We start from the raw sequence: 26,884 nt of genomic DNA on the forward strand, positions 1-26,884 counted from the left end.
ATCACCTCGGATTGGCTGGTGGCGATGTGGGAACGCTTACCTGCGGACTAGCCTCAGGCTGTTGTAATACACTTACCGGCTCGTTCTGGCTTTCAGCGTTTTCATGCAAAATGGCCTGTTCGGACTGTTTGTTCAGCACCAACAGACTGATTCGGCGGTTGATGGCATCATCCGGACCGCGATCGCTCATACGCATCGTGGCGGCCATGCCGACCACCCGTAATACTTTTCCGTCATCCAGACCGCCCTGTACCAGTTCACGCCGCGAAGCATTGGCGCGATCGGCAGAGAGCTCCCAGTTGCTATAGCCTTTTTCACCGTTCGCGTAAGGGAAATCATCCGTATGCCCGGACAGGCTGATACGGTTGGGAATACCGTTCAGCACCGGGGCGATTGCCCGCAGGATGTCACGCATATAAGGCTCAACCTCAGCGCTACCGGTTTTAAACATCGGGCGATTCTGGCTGTCGATAATCTGAATACGCAGCCCTTCCTGCACCAGGTCAATCTTCAGATGTGGACGCAGCGCCCGCAGTTTGGGATCCGATTCGATGAGCTGATCGAGGTCACCACGCAGTTTGCTCAGGCGATTTTGTTCCATACGTTTTTTCAGTTCATCGAGGTTCGGCTGCTTATTCACTTCACCCTGTTGCTGGGTAAAGTCATCGCCACCGCCAGGAATCGCGCTCTGGCTATTGGAAATGCGATTCCCTCCCGTCACCGCTGTCGCCAGCGGGGTACGGAAGTATTCGGCAATCTGAATCAGTTCTTTAGGGCTGGAGATGGAAATGAGCCACATCACCAGAAAAAAGGCCATCATGGCGGTCATAAAGTCAGCGTAAGCAATCTTCCACGATCCGTGTGCGCCGCCGCCATGCCCCTTATGTTTGCGCCGTTTAACCACGACGATAGGATGAGACCGATTCTTCATGCGCCCTCAGTCGTCGTATGCTGCTGTTGGTTCGGGTTTTTCACGGCGCGAACATGTTCTTCCAGTTCAATGAATGACGGGCGCTCGCTGGAATACAACGTTTTACGCCCAAACTCGACGGCGATCGGCGGGGCGTAACCGTTCAGATTTGACAGCAACGTGATTTTCACGCACTGCATCATTTTGCTGGTTTCCGCACTCTTCTGACGCAGGACGCTGGCAAGCGGTGAAATAAAACCGTAGGCCAGCAGAATACCGAGGAATGTACCGACCATCGCATGGGCAATCAGTGAGCCCAGTTCTGCAGCCGGTCGATCCGCTGACGCGAGGGCGTGTACAACCCCCATCACCGCCGCAACGATACCAAACGCCGGCAGTGAATCCCCCATCAGTGCCAGGCTGTTGGCCGGGACTTCCGATTCACTTTCGTGCGTTTCAATCTCTTCGTCCATCAGCGCTTCGATCTCGAAGGTATTCATGTTGCCGCTGATGATCAGGCGCAGGTAATCGACGATGAATTCCAGCATCACCGAGTCGGCCAGAATACGGGGATAGCTGGCAAAAATTTCGCTCTCTTTCGGGTTCTCAATGTCTCGTTCAAGCGAGAACATCCCCTGCTGGCGAGACTTAGCCATCAGGCGATAGAGCAGTGCCAGCAGATCCATATACATCGCTTTGGTGTATTTCGAACGACGAAACAGTAACGGCAGCGCTTTCAGTGTCCCCTTGATGGCTTTACCGTTGTTACCCACGATAAATGCCCCTATTCCCGCGCCACCGATGATGACAAATTCAGCCGGTTGATAGAGTGCCCCCAGGTTTCCACCAGTCATCATGTAACCGCCGAAAACTGTACCAATAACCACCAGGTAACCTAATAAGATAAGCACGACATCATCCTTCTGCTGTTGACTATGACAGGATGTGCAGTCGGGGCGTTAACGCGTTGGCGAGGCAAAAAAAAGCAGCGGTAATGACTTACCGCTGCTGGAGTGTTTCGTCCACACCGTATCGGTTAAACAGCCTGTTCGATCTGTTCATCCAGCAGTTGTGGAATAATATCGGCAGCATCCTGGGAAAGTTTACGTCTTTTTACCGCACGGGAAGGCGGCTGGCATAAACTGCAGGCAAAACTGCCCGCAGGTTGGTGAGCGTGGGTAATGAAATTACCACCACAGCAGTTACAGCTTGATAACTGAAGCAAGCCGCTTTCGACAAAACGCACCAGCGTCCACGCGCGAGTCAACGCCAACAGCGGCCCATCTTCACCCTGCGGACACTGTTCCAGGTACAGTCGATACGCCTTAATGACGGCATCAACACCGCTACACAGGCCCGTTTTAAGTAAGAACTGCCAGGCATTACAGAACATGGAAGCATGTATATTTTGCTCCCAGGTCATAAACCAGTCAGTGGAAAACGGCAGCATGCCTTTTGGCGGGGGACTGCCGCGAAGTTCTTTGTACAGCTTGATGAGGCGACCGCGGCTTAACTGCGTTTCGCTTTCCAGCATTTGCAAACGGGCACCCAGTGTGATCAATTCCATCGCTAACTGGATATCACGAGCTTCCTGAACAATGCTTTTTTCACTCATCATCAGGCCCTTTTCTTACGCGCGGTTTCATCAGCCTGATTGACATCACTTAACAGACGCGTGGACAGCATGATACCGGTGTGAATTTGCTGGAGATCGTCTACTCTGGAATCCTGAGTCAGACGCGTAATGGTTTGATGACTGTCGAAACGGAAATGACACACAAGCTGATTCGTTTCTGCCAGTTTTACCATTTGCGGAAGGGTCAGCGCCCCCAGAGAGGTCGCCATTTCCTCGTTGATTCCGAGACGAAACATGGCGGACGCTTTGTCCTGAACGATTAGACGCTGTGCAAGGAGTAAATATGACAAATTGATGTCATAAATGTGTTTCAGCAACTCGGATGTATGCATTATTCCCATCCAGAATAACCAACTTTTATTTTTATGCGGAAAAACCGCACCCCGTGATGTCGCCGGGAATTCCCGGTAAAAAAAGCAAATAGGTCAAACACATACCTTCGACTCAGGCGCTTAAAACATCAATGCGTGCGTCACGCTGGCATCTTGCCTGGTTGTAACGCGAGCACATGAATTCTTACAAATGCCTAAGATTTTTCCTAATTCGACGCAACTGTACTCGTCACACCCGAGACATACAACAAATCCACGCTGCGAATTTGGAAAATATGTGATGCACATCACATAAATTAACTTAATCGTTAACATAAATCCATCAGTTGGGCTTTTATTTTGCTGGGAAATTAATCAGCAAAACACCATTTTATTCTCACGGGTATTAAATCAAGCGTCAGGGGCGGCGAAAGATTTTACGCAACCAGCGTTAATATCACGTAAGTAAAATAATTGAAATGCATTTATCCGCCTGCGCAAGCAAAATTATTTTTATGCTTGTGAAACAATATGTTAATTGTTACTTATTTTTTATGAATACGCAGAGCTTATGATTAGATTGCGATTAATCACGAACATGAATTTGTTAAACCAAATTTTGATTGACTCGCTGATTTAATTTAAGTCAATCGATTTGGTTAACTTTTTTAGTTATTCCTGAGTTCCACCTATAAGGAATATTAATGAATAATTATGATAGCGTTCACATTATTGTCATATAGAGGCATTGCAGTTGTCAGCAAATCGGAGTAATGCTGAAGAACCACCTCATATTCTTGCAATAAGGAGCGAGTTATGAGCTACACCCACATTCTTGTCGCCGTGGCAGTCACCCCGGAAAGCCAACAACTCCTGGCGAAAGCCGTCTCCATTGCCCGTCCCGTCAACGCACGAATCAGCCTCATCACCCTCGCCTCCGACCCCGAGTTATACAATCAATTTGCCGCCCCCATGCTGGAGGATTTACGCGCGGTAATGCATGAGGAGACCACTGATTTTCTTGAAAAACTGGGGAAAGAGGCGGGCTATCCGATCGCGCAGACGTTCATTACCTACGGCGAGTTAAGCGAGCATATTCTGGACGTGTGCCGCAAACACGACGTGGATCTGGTCATCTGTGGCAACCACAACCATAGCTTCTTTTCGCGAGCCTCCTGCTCGGCGAAAAGTGTGGTGAGTTCAAGCCTGGTGGACGTCCTGCTGGTCCCGCTTGAAGGAGATTGATCCCTAAAAACCTCGCTCAGGCAAGCTTTGGAAACGTCGCGACTTTCCGTTGCTGAAGAGTTTCAGCGCTGCGCGGGGTGATCGTCTTTAGATCGCAGATAAACTGCTCCTGCCAGTGGTTGATGTCGTTTTTGACAATCACTTCCAGCATCTCAGCATGCCGCGAAATACGCTCGGAAAGCGGCATTGTGAGTGCACGATCCAGCGCCGCCGCGACTTCATCGCGATCGTAAGGATTAACGATCAGCGCTGAGGTCAGCTCATTTGCCGCACCGGCGAACTGAGACAACACCAGAACGCCTGGATTGGCGGGATCCTGGGCAGCAACGAATTCCTTCGCCACCAGATTCATACCATCTCGCAGCGGCGTGACCAGCCCTACATCTGAATAGCGAAACACTTTCATCAGTAATTTGCGGTCGAAATGTTGGTTGAGATAGAACAGTGGCGTCCAGCCCAGTTGCCCGTATTTACCGTTAATGCGCCCGGCTTCTGTCTCAAGCTGGTGACGGATATCCTGATACGCCTGCACATCGCCACGTGAAGTGGGCGCAATCTGCGTATAACGGATTTTTCCGTGATGCTGAGGGTATTTCTCCAGCAACGCCTCGTAGGCCTGAAAACGCTCTGGCAACCCTTTTGAGTAATCCAGTCGCTCAACGGAAAAGATATTCTTTAGATTCTTCAGCTCCGCTTTCAGCTGCGCCAGTTTTGGCGGCAGTGGACCAGAAGCCTGCTGGGCAATCTCCTGCGGCTCGATTCCGATGGGATACACCTCGGTGCTGAACGATTTTCCCCAGGCCGTGTGGCTGCGCGTATCGTGAGTCGTGACTCTCGTCAGGCTGGAGAGACAGTCAAGGAAGGCCAGCCTGTCGTTTTCCGTCTGGAATCCCAGCAGGTCAAAATCGCATAACTGCTCAAGCAACTCTTCCGATGACGGCAACGCGTTAAAGATTTCCGGCGTTGGGAAAGGAATGTGTAAGAAGAAACCAATACGATTATTCACGCCACGTTTACGCAGTTCGCTGGCGAACGGCAAAAGGTGATAATCATGAATCCAGAGGATGTCATCTTTTTTCAGTAACGGCAGCAGCTTATCTGCCAGCAGCGCGTTCACCCGCAGATAGCCTTCCCAGGCGGTGCGCTGAAAATTCACCAGATCTAAACGGTAGTGAAAGGCGGGCCACAACACGGCATTAGAGAACTGGTTGTAATACTCCTCGTGGTCTTTTTCGCTCAGGTTAAACGACGCCCAGGTGATATTGCCCCGGGTGACCTTTTTTAATGGCTGATCCTCGTTACCCAGCTCGCCACTCCAACCGAACCACAGTCCCCCCGCCGCTTTCAGCGCGCCCAGCACACCAACGGCCAGGCCGCCTGCACTGGTTTTGTTATCGGGGGGCGCAATTCGATTAGATACTACGACTAAACGACTCATGGCCATCTCTCCTGTCATTCATGGTTGTTTCTTGTTGTGCAGTGTAAACAGACTCCAGCCAGCGCCAGACGTCTGGCACCCCGGCTAATCGCCATTGCGCCTGCGTCTCCCCCTCTCCCACCTTCACTGAAATGCCACCCGCCTCGTTCACCACGCGAAACCCGGTCTCATCGGTCAGATCGTCACCCAGAAAAACAGGGACCCGCCCGGCAAACGGCGCTTCACGCATAAACGCGGCTATCGCTTCACCTTTATTGGTGCCTTTCGGCTTAATTTCGACAACGCACTTCCCTTGCTGGAGCGCAAGCTGCGGCCAGGTTTGCGTAATACGCAGCGCCAGCGCCTGCAGCGCAGCTTCATGTTCTGGCGCCTGTCGATAGTGCAGCGCAAACGCCATCCCTTTGGTTTCCAACTCCGTCCCCGGCAGTTTTGCCAGCGCCGTATGTAACTGCACGCTAATATCGCGTTCTATTGCCGAAGGGAGATGCACAATATGCATTTTCCCATTGATGTCACGGCGTTCAGCCCCATGCACCCCTGCCAGCGGAAAGCGCCAGGGGTAAGCCAACGCGTCAAGTTCAACCATTGAGCGCCCTGAAATCAATGCCAAAGCCCCTGCGTTGCGTTCTGCAAGGTGGTGGAGCATCTGAAGGATCGTGGGAGGAATCACCACCTGGTCTGGATGCGGCTTTAACTCCGCAAGGGTTCCATCGAGATCAAAAAAATAAGCATAGTGCACGGACTGTTCAGGGGTTACGGTTAACGGTTCTGCCACCCGGTACTCCTCCTTATTGTTATATCTGAGCCGCGCGAATCGCGCCTCATAAGCAACCGTAAGTATAGACAGTGTGACGATGCTCGCCATTTGCAAAGACAATTGCCAGCCGGGTGTAGCGGCTGGCAAAGGAGAGGAACTAGACTAAAAAGTTAGACTTTTTTATCAGACCGTACGCTTGGCTTTTTGTTTGTAACGGTCGAAGATCACTGCTGCCAGCAGGATCAAGCCGCGTACGACGTACTGGGCGAAGGGCGAAATGTTCAGCAGGTTCATCGCATTCTCCACGGTCCCCAGGATCAGGACCCCCGCCACCACATATGAGATTTTTCCGATGCCGCCCTTCAGGGAAACGCCGCCTAACACGCAGGCGGAGATGACGATCAGTTCATAGCCAATGGAGGTCATCGGCTGTCCACTTGTCATACGCGAGGCGAGGATAATCCCGGCCGCCGCAGAGACCAGACCGGAGAGCACGAAAATAATGATTTTGGTACGCACCACCGGCACCCCGGCCAGACGCGCCGCCTCTTCGTTGCCCCCAATCGCTAGCGTGTTGCGCCCGAAGGTGGTTTTGTTCAACAACAAGCCAAAGATAATCAGGCAGCCTACCGTGAGCCAGATCGGCGCCGGTAAGCCGAACCAGTTGGCGTAGCCGAGGGTAAAGAAGCGCTCGTCTTCAATCCCCACCGCTTTACCGTCGGAAATGATGTATGCCAGACCACGGACGATTTGCATCGTTGCCAGCGTGGTGATCAGCGCGTTGATCTTGAGTTGTGCAATCACGAAGCCGTTAACCAGCCCGCACAGCACCCCCAGCAACAGACCCACCCCCACGCCAATCCACAGGCTTTCGGTCATGTTGATGACCACCGCCGTGGTCACCCCGGCACAGGCAATCACCGACGCCACGGACAGGTCAAAATCTCCTGATGCCAGGCAGAACAACATGCCGCAGGCCACCATGCCCGACATGGAGATCGCCAGCCCCAGCCCTTTCATGTTGATGAATGTTGCGAAGTTCGGCACAAAAATAGCGCAGGCGAGGAACAGGACGGCGAAGACCACCAGCATGCCATACTGGTCCCAGATACGTCCCAGGCTAAAGGGTGATGGCGACTTTGGTGCGCCCGATCCGGAAGTTGTTACGGAAGACATCATTCTCTCCTTTCTCAGGCGACAGCCTGGCTAACTTTAGGCATCGCAAGGCTTAGCGCCTGGCGCTCATCCGCCTGTTCGTGAAGTAATTCCCCGGCGATCTCTCCTTCCCGCATCACCACAATGCGGTCAGCCACGCCGAGGACTTCCGGCAGGTCACTGGAGGCGAACAGCACGGCAACGCCGCGTGCGGCCAGGGCATAAATAACGTTATAAATTTCGTGCTTCGCGCCAACATCAATGCCGCGTGTCGGTTCGTCGAGCAAAATCACTTTCATCTCTTCCGATAGCCAGCGACCGAGAATCGCCTTTTGCTGGTTACCACCGGAGAGATTCATAATTAACTGTTCGGCACCGGGGGTTTTGATATTCAGCGAGCGAATGTGATGGTCAGCATTGGTTTCTTCCCATCCGTTGTTGATCACACATCCCCCCAGCACATGCTTACGCCGGGCACTGATGTTGATGTTGTCACGTACCGAATGCACCGGGATGATCCCCTCCGCTTTCCGGTCTTCCGGGCACAGCATCATGCCTGCCGCGATAGCATTCGCCGGCTTGCGGATATCAATCGGTTTTTCGTCGATGTACACCTGCCCTTCGCTGATACGGGTGCCGCCAAATAAGCCTTTCATTAACTCACTGCGGCCCGCGCCTACCAGCCCAAACAGCCCAACGATTTCGCCGCTGCGTACCGTAAGGCTGATGGGTGTGCGTACGCCCTGCGCTTTTACGGCATGCAAACGCAGGCGTTCTGCGCCATAGGGACGTGGCTGCCAGCCGTAAATATCGCCCAGATCGCGCCCAACCATCGCCTGCACCAGCGCATCGTGGTTGACCTGCTGCATGTCGGTAAAGGTTTTCACGTAACGGCCATCTTTAAACACGGTAATCGCATCACTGAGGGCGAAAATCTCTTCCATGCGGTGCGAGACATACAGAATGACGCGCCCTTCTTTACGCAGTTCGCGTATCACCCGGAACAGGTTTTCGATCTCCCTTGCAGAGAGCGAACTGGTCGGTTCATCGAAGGCAATAATCTTGGCGTTGCGCGCCAGTGCTTTGGCAATTTCCACCATCTGCCACTGGCCGATGGAGAGATATTTCAGAGGGGTCGCAGGATCGATATCCATCCCCAGATGTTTAAGTTGTAAACCCGCTTCATAATTAAGCAGAGTGCGGTTCACAATGCCGCCTTTGTGTGGCAGTTGCCCGAGATAGATATTCTCGGCAACGGTCATCTCCGGCACGAGATGTAATTCCTGGTAAATAATGGCAACGCCGGCGTTCAGCGCGGCGGTGGTATCCGCGAAGCTCATTTCTTGCTCGCGAATCGCCAAAGAGCCCGTGGTTGGCGCATAGTTACCGCTGAGAATTTTTAAAAGCGTTGATTTCCCGGCGCCATTTTCACCCATCAGCGCATGCACCTGACCGGCGTAACAGTCAAAACTGATATCCGTAAGCGCTTTAACGCCGGGGAAGGTTTTACCAATGCCGCGAAATGAGAGATACGGGGTAGACTGTTGCATAACGTCTCCGTGAGTCAGTATCGTTCTAACCGGTTGCCGGATGGCGACATGAGCGATGCCATCCGGCTTTTCACTTGCTGTCGTCTTACTTACCGCCTAACCCTTTTTTCGCCAGCTCTTCTTTGAAGTTGTCACGGGTGATCAGCACCACGTCAGTCACTTCGGTGAATGCCGGTGGTTCTGCGCCTTTAGTCACCCAGTTGTAGAGCATTTCGCTGGATTTATAACCGTGAACGTCCGGGCTTGGCAGCAGTGAGCCGTAGAAGCCGGTCGCCTGCCCTTTCGACAGTTCGCTCACTGCGTCAACGCCATTAATACCAATGCCGATCACGTCCGCCGCCTTAAAGCCCTGGCCTTCAGTGGCGCGCACGCCGCCGAGTACCGTGTTATCGTTCATGCCGACAATCAACCAGTGTTTAACTTCAGGGTGCTGAACCAGCATGGAGTTGGCAGCATCAAATGCGCCGGGGATATCGTTAGATTTGGTAGGAACCTGGTAAATCTGTTTTTCCGGGAAACCGGCGGCTTTCAGCGCTTCCATCGAACCGCCGGTACGACGACGTGCGGTATCCAGTTCGTTGGCCGTAATCGCCATAACCGCGGTGTCTTTGACGTCCCAACCCCGTTTCTGCATCTCTTTATACAGTTCCTGGCCCTGACGCTCGCCGATTTTGGTTGCCGCCATCATCACCAACGGGACGGTATCCATCGGTTTGCCTTTGGCATTGACGAACTGATCGTCCACGGCGATCACTTTCATGTCATAGCCGCGCGCCTTCGCGACAATGGCGGAACCCAGTTTTGGATCCGGGGTACAAATAACAAACCCCTTCGCCCCGCTCGCCGCCAGGCTGTCGATCGCATTCAGCGTCTTCTCGCCGTCCGGCACCGCAATTTTAATCACTTCAAAGCCCAAATCTTTCCCGGCTTTATCGGCAAATTTCCACTCCGTCTGGAACCAGGGTTCTTCCGGTTGTTTCACCAGAAAACCCAGTTTCATCGATTCTGCCATAGCGGATTGTGACATAACGGCAGCCAGACCGATGGCTGCCAGCGCTTTAGTGAATTTGTGCATGGTTAACTCCAGCTTTAGCGTCATTTTATGTAGGGTAATATTCAACGACTTTATGTAATTCAGACGAAAAACAAGGCATTACCAAAAGAACTCAAGATAAGTGCCAGTGCTGGAATAGTTGTAGCGGGAAATTGATTCTCCATAGGAGAGCGGCATCACACCGCAGAATTACAGTAATTGCGTACATAAATTCAGCGGAAAATGACATAAGAAATGGGGTAATTGTCAGACAAATAAAAAATGGCGTAGCACATTAATCCATAAGGTCAGCTCACAAATCCTTGTACCCGAATACCCCTGTATTCGGGTACAAACGAATTACCACGGATAATAGATATGTTCAGCATGTTCACGAACGGGTTGGTCAACGCCTAACAAACGGGCTGACAGCGTCAGGGCAAAATCAAAAATATGGCCTAATCCTTTACTACTCAGGAGATGCCCATCCTCCACAACCGGCGCATCAACATAAACGCCATCAGTCACCGTTTTATAGAGATCGCCTGAGCAGACATAACGACGCCCCTTCAGTAAGCCGTTGCCGCCTAATACACGAGCGGCCGCTGAACAAATGGGACAAATTAATTTTCCGGCGGCATCATGGCGCGAGACAAACTCAATAACCTGTGGATTCGCCGCCAGGTTTACGCTCCCTTGTGGGCCGCCCGGCAGCACCACCGCGTCATACAGGCGCTCCTGCTGCCCCGCCAGCGTGTAATCGGTGACCATTGGGACATTGTGGTAGCTCACGACGGCGCGAGATTCCGCGCAGGCCAGGGTATCGACGTCAATATTCAGACGACGCAAGATATCAATAGTAACGATCGCTTCCGCTTCCTCGAAACCCGATGCCAGCAAGACGGCCACTCTTTTCATTCACCTTTCCTCATTTATTACAGGCTGATAACACCGAAAATGACGAATTAATCATTCGGTTATAATTGAACAAGATGTCGCTGCCCTGATTTTTAGTAAGAGACAAACTGGCATTATTTCTGCCAGAACGGTTTCACAGGATTATTATCGCGGCAGGGACGGTAAAGATTATCAATATTCTGATATTACCACGCTAAACTATCCACTTTTGTGACTTAAAACATCATTTCAAACTCAGAAAACCATTCAAGCTTCAACAAAATCAATCAGATATATAATTTCACATTATGTTTACCAAATACGGGTTGATGTATTAACTTCAGTAATGTGTAAAAAATCATAAACAATGCCACTTAAGGATTTTCTTATTCCGTTGATGCAGGTATGCTTATTTTCGATTCGCGATGGAATTGACTCTTCGATCACATAATGGACTGGCAGAATGGACGTATTCTGCTAACAGTAAGTTGTGCAGATTAGCGCTGCACATCCCTTCTATCAGGAAATAAGGATATTGATATGGCTGCAGTTGGAATGGTAAACAAACTCAATAATCAAATGAATCTTGAGTTTTATGCTTCCAATCTCTACCTCCATCTGAGTGAGTGGTGTTCTGAACACCGTCTGATGGGTACTGCGACTTTCTTACGTACTCAAGCCCAGAGTAATGTCACCCAAATGATGCGCGTCTTTAACTTCATGAAAAATGCCGGGGCGAATCCGGTCGTTAAGGCCATTGATGTACCAGGCGAAGACTTACATTCGCTGGAAGAACTGTTTCAGAAAACAATGGAAGATTATGAGCAGCGCGCCAGCACGCTTTCGCAGCTCACCAACGAAGCGGAAGCCCTGAACGATGCGCCTACCCTGAATTTTCTCCACGCTCTGGAAAAAGAACAGCAGCAAGATGGGCTGTTGTTACAAACGATTCTTGAGGAAGTGCGTAGCGCCAAACGCGCGGGACTGTGCCCGGAGCAGACCGATCAGCACGTGCTCAACGTCGTCAATTATCAACAGCATTAATTGACCACGCTATTGGCCTGCATTTCACTCCCCGGCAGGCCAATTCGCAAAGCCTTTTCAGCCTGATGCCTCCACTTTGGGAGGCATTGCAAAAAGTATTTCTATAATATAAAACAACGGCTTATTTTAGTGCGCTTCGCCCTGCGGCGTGAATTTCAGTTCAATCAGTGCGATCGCTTTCTGGATAGCGCGCCGCGTGACGGGATCGGCAGCTGCGGGATGCGTTGAAAAATCAATGTTTTTCAGCTGGCTGGTCATTTTTTCGCGAACTTCAACGGGAGCAATCACGTCGAGAACATCGAGAATTTGTTTGATGACGAGCTGGCAGGCGACAACGTCAGAGACCAGTTCCTGATCGGCATTCAGCGGTTGGGACATAGCAGGCGTTCCTGTTAGTGATGAAAGACCGTCATAGTACCGATTCAGAGGCCGAAACGATAGCCACACCTGACGCCGCGGACGACGGGTATAAAAAAACCTGCCGAAGCAGGTTTTTTATCAGCGGAACATATCGCCCGGCGGTACGTCTTTAAACGTTTTGCAATAATTTTCAAACATGCTTTTCAGGATTTTGCGCAGTTTCATGCCATGACTCCAACTATTTTGTTATGCAGGTGTTATCGTCTATGCGCATATAGTATGACCGTCATCACAAAAATCAACTACTTCGTGATTTGCATCACGTTTTATACTTAACATATTCTTTGCATTTGCGACTCTTTCACCGATAAATCAATTACCTACAGCAATATCAGTTCTGGTGAATTTTTATCGTTTTTTTGAATGGCAAGTGCACGATGCAAGAAGCTCGAACCACAGAAAGCAAACGAAGAATCTCTTCTGCCACCCAGATCACCTTCAGCACGCCTGTCTGGCTTATTTTGCTGGTGCTGTACCTCGGGATTCAGTTTAGCGGCATCAGCTTTCGTCTGGTTTTTGTGGTCATCGCGCTTATCTGCCTGACTGGCATGGTGGAGACGTTACGACTGGTGAAAGAGGCGGGCAGCGCGGTGTCTGCCAGGAAGTAAAGTGGAAAGCCGGATGCGCATTACGCCCTCCGGCTTGTCAGCAAAAATTAGCCGAGGATTTCGCGAACGAACGCTTCAATCTCTTTGCTCTGGCCATTTTCAAAGAAGCATTGCTGGAAACGCTGCCCAGAAACTGCCGTCTTCACCAGTTCCGGATCGATTGCACGCAGCGTATCAAGATAGTTGTCTTTAACGACCGCCGCTTTGACCTGGTTAAGGATCCCGGCGTTACGCACCTGCGGTTCTTTACGCTCTGGCGGGTAACCTTCGCCATTGCGCCCCGTAAAGGCTTTCTCGAAGATAAAGCGCACGTTCAGTTCTGCCCCCCAGCCAAACCCTTTCGCAAACGGCAGAGACAGCGCATTACCGTTGTTAATCTGCGCGAACAGGAAGGCATCCGCCGGATCAATGCAGTAGCCACACACCACGCCCGGATGAATATTCAGTGACATCAACGCGCCCTGGCCTGTACCACAGCCGGTCACCACAAAATCAACCGCTTTTGAATTCAGCAGAATGCTCGCCATGATGCCAAGGTGGATATAGGTCAGGTGGTGGTCATTCTCGTCGCTCATCCCGACGTTGAATACCGGAAAACCCTTTTCATCCGCCACCGCTTTGAGCTCGCGGTGAATGATGGCGTTTTTACCCGCCTGGCTGTTTTCCATCATCAGTGCAATTTTCATTCTGTCTTCTCCTGAATGCGATGCGGGAAGTCCCGCCTTGAGTCATCACGATACCGCACAGTACTACTTAGCAAACATACTTTCAAATTTTATGAAAGATGGTTTTAAAAATGAGTGGTAGCTTCACATTTTCTTCAGGTGACCGCAAAATGACCGTCGTCGTGTGAATTAGTCGTTGCTGATCTATAAGTTATTCAGGCCATTGAAACGCTGATGTGTGAATTAGGATAGCGTATCACCGAACATTCAGAGCGATACCATGAAGACTCTTTTTATTGCCCTCTCACTGATACTCCTGACGGGATGCGCGATCAACAGACAGGCGCAGGTAAGTGATGCCAGCGCGACAACCGGCGTTGTGCGATTGACTTATGATCAGGCGATGCTGCAAAACGCCTATACCGACGATTATATCGCCCAGGGCACCGCCACACGCGCGTGTCAGCAACTAGGCTATGCCAGCGCCCAGCCATTCGGTCAACCCGTCAGCACCTGCAGTGTTTATGCTGGCTCCCTGTGTATGAACACGAAAATTACACTCTCCTGGCAATGTCAGGGCATCGCCATTTCGCAAGCAGCACCTCATTATTATTAATTTACGGGCCAGTATTAACTGGCCTGATTTATCCCGCGCTAATTATTTTATAGCGCAAATGCGTTTTATTCCCATTCGTATTTTTAATAATTAAATTTATTATTTTACCTTTTGCAAATATTTAAATAACAAATTATAGTGACGCCACATCAACATATTTATGAATTTTGTGGAGCGAAGTCATGCTGAAAACAGAAATGATCGACAAACTGAATGAGCAAATGAACCTGGAATTATATTCCTCCCTGCTCTATCAGCAGATGAGCGCCTGGTGTAGCTACCACAGCTTTGAAGGTGCCGCCGCGTTCCTGCGTCGCCACGCGCAGGAAGAGATGACGCACATGCAGCGTCTGTTTGACTATCTGACCGATACCGGCAGCCTGCCGCGCATTAATACCGTCTCATCGCCTTTTGCTGAATATGCATCGCTGGATGAGTTATTCCGTGTGACTTACGAACACGAACAGTTGATCACCCAGAAAATTAACGAGCTGGCGCATGCCGCAATGACCAGTCAGGATTATCCGACCTTTAATTTCCTGCAATGGTATGTTGCCGAACAGCATGAAGAAGAGAAATTGTTTAAATCGGTGATTGATAAATTAACGCTGGCAGGAAAAAGCGGCGAAGGTTTGTATTTTATCGATAAAGAACTGTCGACGCTCGATACCGCAAATTAATCATAAAACGGTGAGGAAATTCCTCACCGTTTTCTTAATGACGGCATATCTTGCTTTCGTGCGTAGAGAAACCGCCATCCTGAGCGATAAATTTCCCTTTCGCCGCCAGAAACGCCACCAGTTCTCCCGCCGTCATGTCCGACGCTGAGCAAGTATGAAAACGCGCCGCTTCGCCAAACCGCGCCTTAATCGCAGCTTCGAGGCTAGCCGTAGAATAGTTCTCGCCTGACTCAATCATCATATTCAACACTTCGTGACCGTGAACAGAATCCATCATTCCTCCTCAATAAAGTGCGTAGCCTACGGCGAAACGGCATCCGCTGCTTTGCGCCAACGCAGGTTGCGCTCATTTAGGGCGTAAATATTCTTATACAGTCGATGTAACGGTCATTTGACGAAAATAGCGTTTTGCCTTACCCTGCGCCGCAGATCTAACCGTTGTTTTTCTCTGGGACAGTGTAAAGCGTGAAGAATAGAACTCTGGGAAGTGTTTTCATCGTGGCAGGCACCACGATTGGCGCAGGGATGCTGGCGATGCCTTTGGCGGCCGCCGGGGTCGGTTTTGGCGTCACTTTAGCGTTATTGATTGGGTTGTGGGCATTGATGTGCTACACCGCGCTGTTGCTGCTTGAAGTGTATCAGCACGTCCCGGCTGACACCGGTTTAGGGACGCTGGCTAAGCGCTATCTGGGACGCTATGGTCAGTGGATAACCGGCTTCAGTATGATGTTCCTGATGTATGCGCTGACCGCTGCCTATATCAGCGGCGCGGGTGAGTTACTCGCCTCCAGTATCAGCGACTGGACCGGAAGCGAAATGTCCCCCACCGCTGGCGTATTACTGTTCACCTTTGTTGCCGGTGGCGTCGTCTGCGTGGGCACCTCGCTGGTCGATTTGTTTAACCGCTTTCTCTTTAGCGCCAAGATTATTTTCCTGGTCGTGATGCTGGCGCTGCTGATGCCGCACATTCATAAAGTCAATCTTCTGACCCTGCCGCTTGAGCAGGGGCTGGCGCTTTCGGCTATCCCGGTCATTTTCACCTCTTTCGGCTTTCACGGCAGCGTCCCCAGCATCGTGAGTTACATGGAAGGCAACATCCGCAAACTGCGGTGGGTATTTATTATCGGCAGCGCGATTCCGTTAGTGGCCTATATTTTCTGGCAACTGGCGACGCTCGGTAGCATCAACTCCACAACGTTTATGGGACTGCTGGCAAATCATGCCGGGTTGAATGGTTTGTTGCAGGCGTTACGGGAGGTCGTTGCCTCGCCGCACGTTGAGCTGGCGGTGCACCTTTTTGCTGACTTAGCGCTGGCAACCTCTTTCCTCGGCGTCGCTCTGGGGCTGTTCGATTATCTGGCCGATCTGTTTCAGCGCCGCAATACAGCCGCTGGCCGGTTGCAAACGGGTGCAATCACCTTTCTGCCACCGCTGGCTTTCGCCCTCTTCTATCCACGTGGTTTTGTGATGGCGCTGGGCTACGCCGGCGTCGCGCTGGCAGTGCTGGCGCTGATCATCCCTTCACTGCTGGCATGGCAGAGTCGTAAACAGAATCCGCAGGCGGGCTATCGCGTACTGGGCGGACGCCCCGCACTGGCACTGGTGTTTACCTGTGGCATTGTGGTGATCGGCGTACAATTTCTGATTGCCGCCGGACTGCTGCCCGAAGTGGGATAAAGAAAAGGGGCGTCAGCCCCTTTCTTTTCAGTGCAGACAGCACTGCTTGTATTTTTTACCGCTTCCACACGGGCATGGATCGTTGCGGCCGACTTTCACTTCCGCTTTCACTGGCACCTGCACTGGCGTTTCCTGCGGGTGCGCCATCCAGTATGCATGGAGATCCAACGCTGCCAGGCGGATCGCCTCAACGCTTTCTTCAAACGCTTCCGGGGTGAGTTTCTCAACCACCTCGAAATTCTCTTCTGTACCGTGCAACGCAATGGCGTCAAGAGCGGGTTTCAGTGTATCCGGTAGCGCGGACCAGTCGGAAAGCGCAACGCCGCGCATGTAGCCGAAGCACCACTCTTCCACGATGGTAATCTCACGCCCTTCAATTTCGCGCAGACCAAACAGCGGTTCAAACTGTTCCGGGAAATCATTCAACCGGTCAGCGGTGTCCGCCATATGCTGGAAAGCGAGATTCATAAAACGCGTCATCTCTTTTTCAGAGGACCAGCGCGGCACATATTGCGCCCCACCCCATACGGCAACCAGCCACTGCTCTGGCTCAATTTCACGTGGTGAACTGAGTACAGCCGTCAGCAGTCCATCCAGTTCTGCCACGTCAAGAATGGCATGTTCGGTGTTGTACTTGGTCAGCACATCATCCAGCCACTCCAGTTCACTTTCGTTCAACGGTCCCGTTTTCATCATACTTGTCCTCGGTAAACACTCTCGCCAGCGGCTATCTTACATGGCGAACGAGGAAACGGATACTGATTGCCGCGTGGGACACCTCACATAGGGTACCCATTCTCCTCATCATTTCTTTCTGCAAAATAGATACGGCACATTGGCGTTTGAAAAGACATACGCAGATTGATACTCATCCACGGTCAGGGTCAATTCACCACCTTTCTTCAAAAAGAATGGAGATAATATCTTTTCGAGTTTTTCATCCGTCACGGTATCGGAAAAGGTTTTGACAATGCGTACTGTATGTAAAATCCGCGTTCTGAACTGCTGGGTATAGTTAAAATAGACCAGCCGATTGACATTAATCTTTGTCTCGCCATCCACTTTACCCGTAATGACGGCCAGCCCTTCTCGCTTGTGCATCTGATAGGAAACCGCGCCAACAAAACGGGCATCACCAACATTCCAGTCAGCATCACCAATACAATCCAGGTATGACGGTTTGAATAGCAGATATAACAGGTAAACACCGGAAATCACCGATGTGCTGAACAACCAAATCAGGAGTAATACAACCGTATTTTTACTCATTGGTGTAAATTCCAGAAAAAATGAGATGAACAAAATGCCTCAGTGTCAGATCGAACATCTTTGTTGCACACAAAAGCCACAGCACGTCCGGTGTTGGCGTAGTCAGAGAGAAAGATATAATTGTTGTCCTGGCAAAAGTTCGGATATTTTTTTATCAGCGCAGCGTAATTATCAGTGACCGACTGCGTCACTTCATAATAGACATGGCAGCGATTATCATTTTTCTTATCCATGTGCAGGGCCACAAAATTCTGAAATGGCATTTTCAATCGATTCTGATACATAAACATGCAGTTTATTATCGTCACAATAAAGAAAAAGGATATTCCAATGCGTAGCCCGCGGGATTTGTTCGGTAGAATGCTTGCGGTGCATTCTTTTTCACTGGTTAGCGTTTTGATTGATGAATTTTCTGAAATAGCAAGATTCTGAAGAGGAAACGGTTCAATCACAATATCTGATGATAATGTTAGTCCTTGACGGGAAATAGTTTTTACCATATGTCTTGGTAATCCTATCTCTTCCAGTGTCTTACGTAATGTTAAAATAGTCTGATAAAACGTATTGGGCAGGGTCACAACATCACGCGCTTTCCAGCCTTCGTTTACCAGTTCTTTTTGCGCGATGACCCTACCCTGATTCAAAATAAGATAAAGGAAACATGCCGTGGCGGGTTGCTGTAAATAAACAACCTCTCCAGTTGATTGATTTTTCAGGCTTCTGGTCTGCGGATTGAACTCTACTGTTCCATTAATTAAGTACAATATCATCGCCATGTCCTTTGGATAATTCCCGTTATCCCCCTAAAATGGTTCTTCATCACCATGTCGTCCCCTGGACATGTTGCCCAATGGAATAATCGATAATTCTTAAAGCCTATGGCAAAAATGTGATACTGCGTTCACAGGAATATTTGGCTCTGAAGACGCACCAGTTGCGCATAACCTGAAGAAACAATGCAATATTCTTCATATTCATTTTCCGCAACGCTCTTAACTGACTATTGCTGATAGCTCCCTCGCTGAGCAGCATGTTTCGTGCAATGGCGCGCTTTCCGAGTCCCGCCAGATAATATTCAATGATTATCCGTTCCCTGTTCGACAATGATCGGGTATGCAGAGGGATCCGCTTATTCTGCTTCAGCTGATCCAGTACATAAAAGTACTCCGTTAAAGGCGCATTTCGGGTCAATGAATAGCATCGTAGTTGTGTAAAATGCGTTAACGTATCCATTGTATCCGCACGCAGACATTCAATACTGTTTGTAATATAAACAGTACCACCTCCTGGATCAAAAACAACAATCTCAGGTGATTTATCAAGACCAGTAAAGAACAGTATTTGCTGCAGACCAGCAATAAAGTACTGATCATGTGAAAATATATGCATTATTCGTTAACTCCACTTGTAACAGCGATATTTCCAGGATTTGAAATTGCATGCTAAATTCATCTATTACAACATTATATTTTTACCGTTTCCACAGAGTCGATTCCTTTCGCCTGGCGATACATTCCTGAAAATTAATTGAAAAATTCAAACAAAACCACAATAAAGACAACTACCGTCTTTATGATATTGATTATTGCTGTAAATATCTTAAACTGTCATTTTAAATAGCCTTAAACGACCTTAAATGAAGAACATCAGACATCTCAAGTAAAAATCATGTTTGTAACCGTATGATTTGCAATAAGATAAAACAAAAACATTAAACTGTCAGCACACAATAAAATCATATTAAAGGAATATTGATGAATGATGCAGTCCTGAGATCACCCGTCTCATGCAATGACGCCGGGATAAGCAGCCTGAGTTTCTCACTGACCATAAGAAGTTTAAATACGTTACTCATTCTTTACACCGAATGTTACTTACTAAAAATAATGTTATTTTCTTACCTGGATCGAGAAGCCTCCCCTCTGGAGAAACGCATTAACCACGTCGGAGTATTTATAAAAAATGATAAAAAAATCTTTAAGGACATTTGACCTTTTTTATTTCTCATCTTTGAAAGATCCCTTTATCATGAGAATGTCTGAGGCTAGTATGGTGACAGAAACGACCCCATGTAAAACCAAAGGATAATGACTTACATTATGACGACGATTACAAGGCATGAAATAAATGAAGACTGGGCGCTTGCCGGAATGGTTGAGGCTGGCGGTTTTATCTTTGTGAGTTACTGTGTTGGTAATATCGGACAACCCATTGAGGCACAAATCAATGGCGCGTTTGATAATCTGAGTGAAAGGCTAAGCACTATCGGCCTGACGCTGCAGTCAGTCGTGAAAATTGATGCGCTGTTCCGCGACGTGTGGGATATTCCGGTGATGGAGAACGTCATGAAGCAGCGCTTTGATGGCCAATTTCCGGCCAGAAAATCCATTCAGACTGAATTTGCTCATCGCGGAGGCACATCAGGAATGTTGTTTCAACTTGACGCCATTGCTTGCCGATAATATCCCATCCTATTACAGAGCGTTCTTGCGGCGTAATGAATAAACTCACCGCAAGAGCAATTCTCAGGAATAACCTTCCCACAGACATAGTATGCCATAGACCTGACTCGCGCTACCCACGCTGGGTTAACAATAAATTCACCGCCAGACTCACAAAACCACATGAAAACAGGATCCGTAGTCCCGACAAAATCATCGGGTGGTTTAATACCTTCGTGCGCATAAAGGATGAAAAAACACCATACAACATGAACACGAGCAGCGTCATTAACATGAAGATCAGACTCAGTATTAACATATCGGTTGCCGGTGCGGTTGATGTGGTTTGAATGAATTGAGGAAGGAAGGCCAAAAAGAACAGTGACAACTTGGGATTTAACAGATTGATAAATATCGCGTGCAGGATCACTTTTACCCTTGACTGAGAAATGTCGCAATCATCCGGTTGTAATGTTGATTTCTCTTTTATGATATTCCACGCCATATATAACAGCCACACGACCCCGGCATATTTGATGACGGTAAACGCCATTTCACTGGAGTAGAAAATGGCGGCTAATCCCGTGATGGCGGCCAACATATGCGGAACAATCCCCATTGTACATCCCACGGCAGCCAGCAAACTCATCGCTGTCCCCCGCGACAGCCCCATCGCGATGGTGTAGATAGCACCGGTTCCCGGCGAAATGATCACAATCAAAGAGGTTAATAAGAATTCGATACTGATTAGCATGGCGTTATCTCTGGTAAACACAAAACAGGAGAGGCAGTGTTTATCAGGATACCCCTGCAGATCTTGTAGAAAATTGCAGATGGTTAATCCACCATCGCGGAACGATATTGCCCCGGCGTGATGCCTGTCTGTTTCTGAAATGCATGAGTCAGATGGCTTTGATCGGAAAAACCAGCCATTAATGCAACATCAACCGTTCTCTTGCCCTGTGCCAAGAGTTTTTTTGCCAGCCGAACTCTGGACTGTAAAAGATAAGCATGCGGCGTCATCCCCACCTCCCTGGAAAAACGGCGAATGAGCTGGAATCGGGAGATGTCACACAGACTGGCTAATCCTGTCAATGTCATGTTCTCCTCCGGGGCATCATCAATGAACTCTTTTACCCGTCGTACTGTCGGAGAAGGCAGAATACGCGGTGCGGCAGAAAGGGTGTGGTGCCGTCCAGCCTGCATAAGGCAACGCATGATCATCTCTTCAATCGCCATAGCATCAGGATCATCGGTAGCCAGCTGATGAAGAAACTGCCTAATCATCAGACCAAGAGTAGGATCGTTAGCCACAGGCTTCAGGGTTAAATCACCTGTGGGTATGTCGGTATTCCATTCTTTTATAAAGACGTCAGGATTGATGTACAACATGTGCCAGCCCCGCGGACCCGTAGCGGGGATCCCGTCGTGAATTTCGCCGGGATTGACCATGATGATATCCCCTGTTACCGCATTTACATTGCCGATATTACTCCATGAGCGATGGCTTCCCTGGATGAAAACCCCAATGCCGAATTGATCATGAGAGTGACGAGGGAACGCGCGCGCTGAATATAACGACAGTATTTCAACATCAGGTATCACACGACGGTACTGCTTCACCTGATGAACGTCTTTTTTCATGGTCGTTTTCTCATGGCCATGGAGGGAGATAAACATCGATTCTCTCAAGATACCCTCTGAAACGAAGACAGACGACCCATCTTTTGTAATTAGCTGGAACAGACTCGACTCAGGCCCGAATAAAAAAGGAGCAGATTTTACCCTGCCCCTCACCCTTCTCATGGAATATCCAGTCCCATGCTTACCAGTTGTATTTCACACCCACCATGCCCTGGGCATTGCTGTAGTGGTCGCTCCCCACTTGCCCGGAGATATTTCCCCAGACCGTCAAGCGAGAGGAGAGTTGTCCTTCCACACCAATTTTCAGTTCTGCCAAATCTTTCACTCCCTGGACGTCATTTGGCATCTCACCCATGGTCACTCGCGGGCTGTGTGAGTTGTGGATCCAGTTCGCTTCAACAAATGGCTGGATGCCTGCCATCTTGTCCTCTTCGACGGTGGGTTTACGATTGACGTATGCTCTGACACCCAGACTGGTCATCAGATTACCAGTGCTATCCGCCTTCACCGGCGTGCCATTACGTTCCCGATGATCGTCCGCCTGCACATCCATCCAGACGATCTGAGCTTTGGGCTGGATCCAGTAGGTCAATTGCTGACTTTCTGCAACCTTCAGGCTGTAACCCGCCTCAACCGCAGCCGTGATGCCTTTGGATTTATACGTTTCACTTGCCTGATACTGACCATTGACGGTGTTATCAAACCAGTTATAGAGCATCCAGGTGTCCACATAGCTTCCGGATTGATCAGGTTCGTTGGCATACCAGGTACCATACAGACCCACACTGTAACCGTCGACCGAACCACGGGAATGATGGTTATTTAACGCTGATGTGGTGCGGCTACGGCTGTTGGCATAACCCGCCATTAGCCCAAGATGCCAGCGGTCCAGACCATCTGAACTCCACTGCGCCAGATCGCCGCCAAGTTGCAGCACATAACTATTGCTCTGGGTTTTTAACTGTTCGCTATCGTCGTTAAAGCGCGTATGACTTCCCACGTTGCGTATCCACATGCTGGTAGTTTTACTCTCACCAGTTAGCGCATCGGTATACTGCGTTTCGCCAAGACGATCGTGAAGCCGCGAAATGAACAGGGTATTGGCAGCCAGGTTATTAGCCAGATAACTGCCAAATTCCGGGCGAATCTGTGAAGGACCACCAGGGTGAACCGGTGCCTGCGGGATTTCTGGCGAAGCTGGCACGCCCGGGTCAACGGGGTCACTCAGCCCCCCAGTGCTGCTTAAATACCAGTTGCTGCCGCGCCGGATCACATTGTAATCATACGCACCGGCAACAATGCGACTCTCTTTCTCGAAAGTCCCACTGGAGTTTCCTGCAACATTGACAATTTCAATCCCTTCGACCGTCTGCGCGCCCATGCCACCAATATTATTGATTGCCACCAACGTGTGGCCGGAGGTATTTCCCTCTACGATGAGTTTGTCCGTTGCGGAGTTATCCCCTCCGAGTACCGTGTTCATCATCAGGGTGCCACCGCCGGTATAATCGCCTTCCACAGTCAAAGACTTAAACGCGCCAGTATTGCCCGGCGCCAGCATATTCACGCGCCCGCCCGACAGCGACAGGTTAGTGACATGCGAATTGCCAGTCATGTTCCATACCGCGCCGTTAGTGATATTCATGTCTACGACACCCTGGCTGGTCGACGTTGTTGTTGCGGTATAACTGGCCGCGGTTAACCAGGAGTTGGCATTATTGAGGGTCATATTCAGCGTACCGCCGTTTGTCGCCCCAATATCGCCGTCAATCTGAACGGTTCCGGTTTCTGATGTGTTCACATCAATCAGGCTTCCATCGCCTGATGAGAACAGCGACCAGGTTATCGCAGGATTATCATTGATAAATAACCCTTTCTGAATGTCCGCTTTGCCTCCGGCAAGAACTTCAATCCCGGAAATATACTCCGCCTGAGAACCTGAAGTGGAAACCGTCAGGTCATCCTGAAATTCAGCATAAGTCGTTTCTTCGGGACTGCCATAAAGATAGACACCCCGAGTTGTATCCACGCCGTTTAATACGGAAATAGACGTTCTCCCTTTGAAGAGGGCCTGACTTTCCCACAGGTAGAGTCCCGTGTTGTAATATCCCCCGTTGCTCTGGAGTTTGAAATCCGCATTGGCGATTAATGATGAGGTATCCATCAGCGCGACGCCTCTAAGCCAGTGCCCATCTAACCATCCAAGATATTCGTGTTCATATTCACCACGCGTACCGAGTGGCGTCAGGTTTTCACCAATCAGGGTCGTGTCGCTGTTAAAGACAAAATCTGTCGAGTTAGCAGAAAGAATGTCCCCCCCAACATTGTCACCAAAAAGATTGTCTATATCTCCATGGACAATGGCTTCAATGAGCGTAGTGCCGGTGAAGGTGAAACGCGAGCGGGTGAGGTAATCGCTACTCACTCTGGATAAAATACCCTGGCTGCTTTTCAGATGGATGAAATTTGCTTCCAGATTCGCGCTGTTGACGACATTATTGGCCATCGGGTAATTAGCCGATCCTGCATCTCTCCCGACCATGATTGCAGATTCATTTGTATCAATCAGAATGTTATCCGCCCTGACGTTCACTGAACTGCCCCCGGCTATTAATATCCCGATGCGTCTGTCAATCGAGTAACTCCCCGGATCGCCATCAACATTGATGTAAAACAGCCCTCCGTCAAAATTCAACTCTCCCCCATAAAGACCAATACCATGGCGGTGCGTAGAAACCTCATCGGCCAGAGGCACGAGCACAGAGAGATTGATTTTATTTTCACCATCGCTCTCAAAATTTAGTACCCCTCCAGGCCCGGCAAAGAGTCCATAGATATCGGAATAGCTGTCTTTAACAACATTGCTGACAACAACATTGCCTCCGGTAAAGGTCATCGTTCCGCTAAGTGTTCCTCTTTTCCAGGCATAAACCGCAGAACTGTTATCAACGGGATTATTATTAAACCCTATAATGCTCAATGTCTTGCCCTGAGCAATGTCAATATTCATCCTGCCATTAGTCGTATTAAGTATTGAACGCTGGTAATAAAACATTCCGGTATATCCGCTGGCATCCAGCAACACATCACCCGCCGTTACGGTATGATCACCCGAAGCAATCTGGTTTATGCCGGTGGTGTAATTCCGGCTGACTAATTCTTCCGTGTAGACAGGAAAAGCAACTATAACGGTACAACCTGAAGCTGCTAATAATATCTTTTTCAATATCCCTTGAATCATTTGTCTGTCCTCCTGATAAGCATTTTCATTGCCAGTGTCGCTGCGATAACGTTTTTCCCCAGAAAGAAAATTTCCCGGCTAATGATTTTAAATAAAACAATAACACTATCTCCTCACTACGATATATTTCATCAATACCAGGTTCTTAATAACAGCGTATAACCTTGCTAATTAAGATAATTAGCATCCAATTCCCATTATTCCGATTTATTAAAAACCAATACTCCTGATAATAATTCTCTTTGTTTTTAAAAGAAATATTACTTTTCAGGCGTCATATAAAAGCCGGTAGAATATAAAATTAGATGCACAGAAAACCACCAAAACTGTACGTTTCAGAATAATGGCCTTCATGTTAAATGATAAAATACTCTCGTAACATCAGATGATTTCATCTACTGAAAGATGAAGAATAGAAATCACCCGTATTAAATATAGCCAGAAAAATGCCAAATGTATAGAGCTATTTATTTGTGAAAATATCATTCTATTTTTATCATTGACTTGTTAAATAGGGACTAGATTATTCCTGGTTTTTTACAGACCCAATATATCTCTGTTGCGTATTATATTGACGCGCTTTGTTTGAAGTCCCCTCTACAACGCCTCAAGCGGCTGCGAATGAATAAAGGAAGCAATTCGGCGTATTGCGCGATTTGCTTCCGGTATCTTGTCTGCGGATGACTGGAATACGTGCCACATACCTTTCCACACTTCAATTTGAACGTTAACACCGGCCTCTGTGGCTAGTTTCGTCAGGCGGATCGCGTCATCGAGAAGTAATTCATCGCTTCCTGTCTGTACCAGGAGAGGGGGAAGTCCGGTCAGATCGCCAAAAAGAGGAGAAACCAGCGGATTTGAGGTTTCGGCATCAGAACAATAGTATGCGACGGTTTGCCGCAAATCCTCAATAACGATCAGCGGGTCCTTATCTGCACAGGAAGAGATGCTGTCGCCCGATAAGGTGTAATCAAGCATCGGAGATAATAAGAAACCGGAATGCGGCAACGGAAAATTTTCACTTTTGAGTAGCAGGAGCAGAGATAAAACCAGCCCTCCACCGCTTGAGTCACCGCCAAGAATGATCTCATCAGGCCGATACCCCTGCGCTAATAGCCACTGCCACGCATATTTGGCATCCATCAAACCGGCGGGAAAGGGATTTTCAGGAGCTAATGAATAGTTGAGCGTGAGGGCATTCACGTTTGCATAATGGACAATATGTCCAACCAGTTTCCGGTGTGTGATGCTTGATCCCTGACTGTTACCTCCGCCATGAAGGTACAGAATAACTTTCCGCTTTTCGGCCTGCGAATGTCGCACCCACTCCGCTGAAATACCCTCTTCATCAATTTCTTCTGTGCTGACATTTTCGGGTAACGGAACATTCTTTGCCCCTTCTTCCCATACTCTTCTTTGCTCATGAAGAGGCGTGTTAAGCACGAAATCTACATTGCTTGCGTAATTCCTGAAAAGTGCGTCTCTTTTGCGCTTAGCTTCAATGCTTAACATGATGTCGCCTCACTGCGAATCGCCAGACTGGAGATCAGTATACAGAAAACGCGTTCGGTTTCAGCACAATACACAATGAACTCTCGTCCATGAAAAGACGCCCACAGACGGTTACCAGACAATCTGGAGGCAAAT

29 protein-coding genes are annotated in these 26,884 nt (G+C 49.1%); 7 read left to right on the top strand and 22 right to left on the bottom strand.

Annotated elements, in window-relative coordinates:
* Nucleotide 1: 1 nt before the first annotated feature.
* From motB to flhD, 4 genes are all read right to left on the bottom strand, one after another.
* Complete coding sequence (motB, locus tag HVX64_RS13840) at nucleotides 2-931, bottom strand: flagellar motor protein MotB (RefSeq protein WP_043000330.1); 930 nt, start codon at nucleotides 929-931, stop codon at nucleotides 2-4.
* A complete protein-coding gene (motA, locus tag HVX64_RS13845; RefSeq protein WP_044257614.1) occupies nucleotides 928-1,821 on the bottom strand; it encodes a flagellar motor stator protein MotA in 894 nt (297 codons plus the stop codon). Before motA ends, motB begins: the two co-directional genes overlap by 4 nt.
* Before the next feature lie 125 nt (nucleotides 1,822-1,946).
* Entirely contained in the window at nucleotides 1,947-2,525 is a 579-nt protein-coding gene (gene flhC / locus HVX64_RS13850) for a flagellar transcriptional regulator FlhC (protein ID WP_042318680.1), read from the bottom strand.
* 2 nt (nucleotides 2,526-2,527) lie between these two features.
* Nucleotides 2,528-2,878: a flagellar transcriptional regulator FlhD gene (gene flhD / locus HVX64_RS13855; protein WP_043000328.1), complete on the bottom strand. Its 351-nt coding sequence runs from the start codon at nucleotides 2,876-2,878 to the stop codon at nucleotides 2,528-2,530.
* Between the two features lie 795 nt (nucleotides 2,879-3,673).
* Between flhD and uspC the strand changes: the two genes are divergently transcribed.
* A complete protein-coding gene (gene uspC / locus HVX64_RS13860; RefSeq protein WP_043000327.1) occupies nucleotides 3,674-4,102 on the top strand; it encodes a universal stress protein UspC in 429 nt (142 codons plus the stop codon).
* 16 nt (nucleotides 4,103-4,118) lie between these two features.
* Here the strand turns inward: uspC and otsA are convergent, their stop codons facing one another.
* From otsA to HVX64_RS13890, 6 genes are all read right to left on the bottom strand, one after another.
* Nucleotides 4,119-5,540 carry an alpha,alpha-trehalose-phosphate synthase gene (gene otsA, locus HVX64_RS13865; protein ID WP_043000326.1) on the bottom strand — a complete coding sequence of 474 codons (1,422 nt, stop codon included), beginning with the start codon at nucleotides 5,538-5,540 and terminating at the stop codon, nucleotides 4,119-4,121.
* Complete coding sequence (gene otsB, locus HVX64_RS13870) at nucleotides 5,515-6,315, bottom strand: trehalose-phosphatase (protein WP_044257613.1); 801 nt, start codon at nucleotides 6,313-6,315, stop codon at nucleotides 5,515-5,517. Before otsB ends, otsA begins: the two co-directional genes overlap by 26 nt.
* 165 nt (nucleotides 6,316-6,480) lie before the next feature.
* A complete protein-coding gene (gene araH, locus HVX64_RS13875; RefSeq protein ID WP_044257612.1) occupies nucleotides 6,481-7,473 on the bottom strand; it encodes an arabinose ABC transporter permease AraH in 993 nt (330 codons plus the stop codon).
* Nucleotides 7,474-7,487: 14 nt separating this feature from the next.
* Complete coding sequence (gene araG, locus HVX64_RS13880) at nucleotides 7,488-9,002, bottom strand: arabinose ABC transporter ATP-binding protein AraG (RefSeq protein ID WP_044257611.1); 1,515 nt, start codon at nucleotides 9,000-9,002, stop codon at nucleotides 7,488-7,490.
* A gap of 85 nt (nucleotides 9,003-9,087) precedes the next feature.
* Complete coding sequence (gene araF / locus HVX64_RS13885) at nucleotides 9,088-10,077, bottom strand: arabinose ABC transporter substrate-binding protein AraF (protein ID WP_043000322.1); 990 nt, start codon at nucleotides 10,075-10,077, stop codon at nucleotides 9,088-9,090.
* Between the two features lie 318 nt (nucleotides 10,078-10,395).
* Nucleotides 10,396-10,953 carry a DJ-1/PfpI family protein gene (locus HVX64_RS13890; protein WP_044257610.1) on the bottom strand — a complete coding sequence of 186 codons (558 nt, stop codon included), beginning with the start codon at nucleotides 10,951-10,953 and terminating at the stop codon, nucleotides 10,396-10,398.
* Between the two features lie 519 nt (nucleotides 10,954-11,472).
* On the opposite strand from HVX64_RS13890, the gene HVX64_RS13895 reads away from it, so the two are divergent.
* A complete protein-coding gene (locus HVX64_RS13895) occupies nucleotides 11,473-11,976 on the top strand; it encodes a non-heme ferritin-like protein (RefSeq protein ID WP_043000320.1) in 504 nt (167 codons plus the stop codon).
* A gap of 126 nt (nucleotides 11,977-12,102) precedes the next feature.
* Here the strand turns inward: HVX64_RS13895 and HVX64_RS13900 are convergent, their stop codons facing one another.
* Nucleotides 12,103-12,354, bottom strand: coding sequence for a DUF2766 family protein (locus tag HVX64_RS13900; protein ID WP_043000319.1), 252 nt, complete (start codon nucleotides 12,352-12,354; stop codon nucleotides 12,103-12,105).
* Between the two features lie 120 nt (nucleotides 12,355-12,474).
* Nucleotides 12,475-12,561, bottom strand: a complete 87-nt coding sequence (gene azuC / locus HVX64_RS13905; RefSeq protein WP_086513008.1) for a stress response protein AzuC — start codon at nucleotides 12,559-12,561, stop codon at nucleotides 12,475-12,477.
* A 212-nt stretch (nucleotides 12,562-12,773) separates the two neighbouring features.
* Between azuC and HVX64_RS13910 the strand changes: the two genes are divergently transcribed.
* Nucleotides 12,774-13,004, top strand: coding sequence for a hypothetical protein (locus HVX64_RS13910; RefSeq protein WP_044257609.1), 231 nt, complete (start codon nucleotides 12,774-12,776; stop codon nucleotides 13,002-13,004).
* Nucleotides 13,005-13,051: 47 nt separating this feature from the next.
* Here the strand turns inward: HVX64_RS13910 and HVX64_RS13915 are convergent, their stop codons facing one another.
* The gene (locus HVX64_RS13915) at nucleotides 13,052-13,690 is read right to left on the bottom strand and encodes an RpiB/LacA/LacB family sugar-phosphate isomerase (protein ID WP_043000317.1); all 639 of its coding nucleotides are present in this window, start codon (nucleotides 13,688-13,690) and stop codon (nucleotides 13,052-13,054) included.
* Between the two features lie 259 nt (nucleotides 13,691-13,949).
* On the opposite strand from HVX64_RS13915, the gene yecR reads away from it, so the two are divergent.
* Together yecR and ftnA are read left to right on the top strand one after the other, a co-directional pair.
* Nucleotides 13,950-14,285 carry a YecR family lipoprotein gene (gene yecR / locus HVX64_RS13920; RefSeq protein WP_044257608.1) on the top strand — a complete coding sequence of 112 codons (336 nt, stop codon included), beginning with the start codon at nucleotides 13,950-13,952 and terminating at the stop codon, nucleotides 14,283-14,285.
* A gap of 182 nt (nucleotides 14,286-14,467) precedes the next feature.
* Nucleotides 14,468-14,965 carry a non-heme ferritin gene (gene ftnA, locus HVX64_RS13925; protein ID WP_042318344.1) on the top strand — a complete coding sequence of 166 codons (498 nt, stop codon included), beginning with the start codon at nucleotides 14,468-14,470 and terminating at the stop codon, nucleotides 14,963-14,965.
* Between the two features lie 34 nt (nucleotides 14,966-14,999).
* On the opposite strand, the gene HVX64_RS13930 is transcribed toward ftnA, so the two are convergent.
* Nucleotides 15,000-15,239 carry a YecH family metal-binding protein gene (locus HVX64_RS13930; RefSeq protein ID WP_044257607.1) on the bottom strand — a complete coding sequence of 80 codons (240 nt, stop codon included), beginning with the start codon at nucleotides 15,237-15,239 and terminating at the stop codon, nucleotides 15,000-15,002.
* Nucleotides 15,240-15,490: 251 nt separating this feature from the next.
* Between HVX64_RS13930 and tyrP the strand changes: the two genes are divergently transcribed.
* Nucleotides 15,491-16,642, top strand: a complete 1,152-nt coding sequence (gene tyrP / locus HVX64_RS13935; RefSeq protein ID WP_231622304.1) for a tyrosine transporter TyrP — start codon at nucleotides 15,491-15,493, stop codon at nucleotides 16,640-16,642.
* A 27-nt stretch (nucleotides 16,643-16,669) separates the two neighbouring features.
* On the opposite strand, the gene HVX64_RS13940 is transcribed toward tyrP, so the two are convergent.
* The 4 genes from HVX64_RS13940 to HVX64_RS13955 form a co-directional block, all read right to left on the bottom strand.
* Nucleotides 16,670-17,335, bottom strand: a complete 666-nt coding sequence (locus HVX64_RS13940; RefSeq protein ID WP_043000313.1) for a YecA family protein — start codon at nucleotides 17,333-17,335, stop codon at nucleotides 16,670-16,672.
* A 111-nt stretch (nucleotides 17,336-17,446) separates the two neighbouring features.
* Nucleotides 17,447-17,911 (bottom strand): hypothetical protein, encoded by a 465-nt coding sequence (locus tag HVX64_RS13945; protein ID WP_043000312.1) that lies wholly within the window; start codon nucleotides 17,909-17,911, stop codon nucleotides 17,447-17,449.
* The gene (locus tag HVX64_RS13950; RefSeq protein ID WP_044257606.1) at nucleotides 17,908-18,687 is read right to left on the bottom strand and encodes a winged helix-turn-helix domain-containing protein; all 780 of its coding nucleotides are present in this window, start codon (nucleotides 18,685-18,687) and stop codon (nucleotides 17,908-17,910) included. Before HVX64_RS13950 ends, HVX64_RS13945 begins: the two co-directional genes overlap by 4 nt.
* A gap of 100 nt (nucleotides 18,688-18,787) precedes the next feature.
* On the bottom strand, nucleotides 18,788-19,300 hold the full coding sequence (locus HVX64_RS13955) for a LuxR C-terminal-related transcriptional regulator (RefSeq protein WP_043000311.1): 513 nt from the start codon (nucleotides 19,298-19,300) through the stop codon (nucleotides 18,788-18,790).
* Between the two features lie 710 nt (nucleotides 19,301-20,010).
* On the opposite strand from HVX64_RS13955, the gene HVX64_RS13960 reads away from it, so the two are divergent.
* A complete protein-coding gene (locus HVX64_RS13960; protein ID WP_043001899.1) occupies nucleotides 20,011-20,373 on the top strand; it encodes a RidA family protein in 363 nt (120 codons plus the stop codon).
* Nucleotides 20,374-20,485: 112 nt separating this feature from the next.
* Here HVX64_RS13960 and HVX64_RS13965 read toward each other — a convergent pair whose 3' ends face one another.
* The 4 genes from HVX64_RS13965 to HVX64_RS13980 form a co-directional block, all read right to left on the bottom strand.
* The gene (locus tag HVX64_RS13965; protein WP_231622303.1) at nucleotides 20,486-21,067 is read right to left on the bottom strand and encodes a LysE family translocator; all 582 of its coding nucleotides are present in this window, start codon (nucleotides 21,065-21,067) and stop codon (nucleotides 20,486-20,488) included.
* 122 nt (nucleotides 21,068-21,189) lie between these two features.
* Nucleotides 21,190-21,996: an AraC family transcriptional regulator gene (locus HVX64_RS13970; protein ID WP_044257805.1), complete on the bottom strand. Its 807-nt coding sequence runs from the start codon at nucleotides 21,994-21,996 to the stop codon at nucleotides 21,190-21,192.
* A 181-nt stretch (nucleotides 21,997-22,177) separates the two neighbouring features.
* Entirely contained in the window at nucleotides 22,178-25,237 is a 3,060-nt protein-coding gene (locus HVX64_RS13975) for an autotransporter outer membrane beta-barrel domain-containing protein (RefSeq protein ID WP_052443913.1), read from the bottom strand.
* Nucleotides 25,238-25,834: 597 nt separating this feature from the next.
* Nucleotides 25,835-26,749 carry an alpha/beta hydrolase gene (locus HVX64_RS13980; RefSeq protein WP_052443912.1) on the bottom strand — a complete coding sequence of 305 codons (915 nt, stop codon included), beginning with the start codon at nucleotides 26,747-26,749 and terminating at the stop codon, nucleotides 25,835-25,837.
* Between the last annotated feature and the right edge of the window lie 135 nt (nucleotides 26,750-26,884).

The organism is Citrobacter sp. RHB20-C16, from assembly GCF_013890155.1.
GTDB lineage: Bacteria > Pseudomonadota > Gammaproteobacteria > Enterobacterales > Enterobacteriaceae > Citrobacter_A > Citrobacter_A amalonaticus.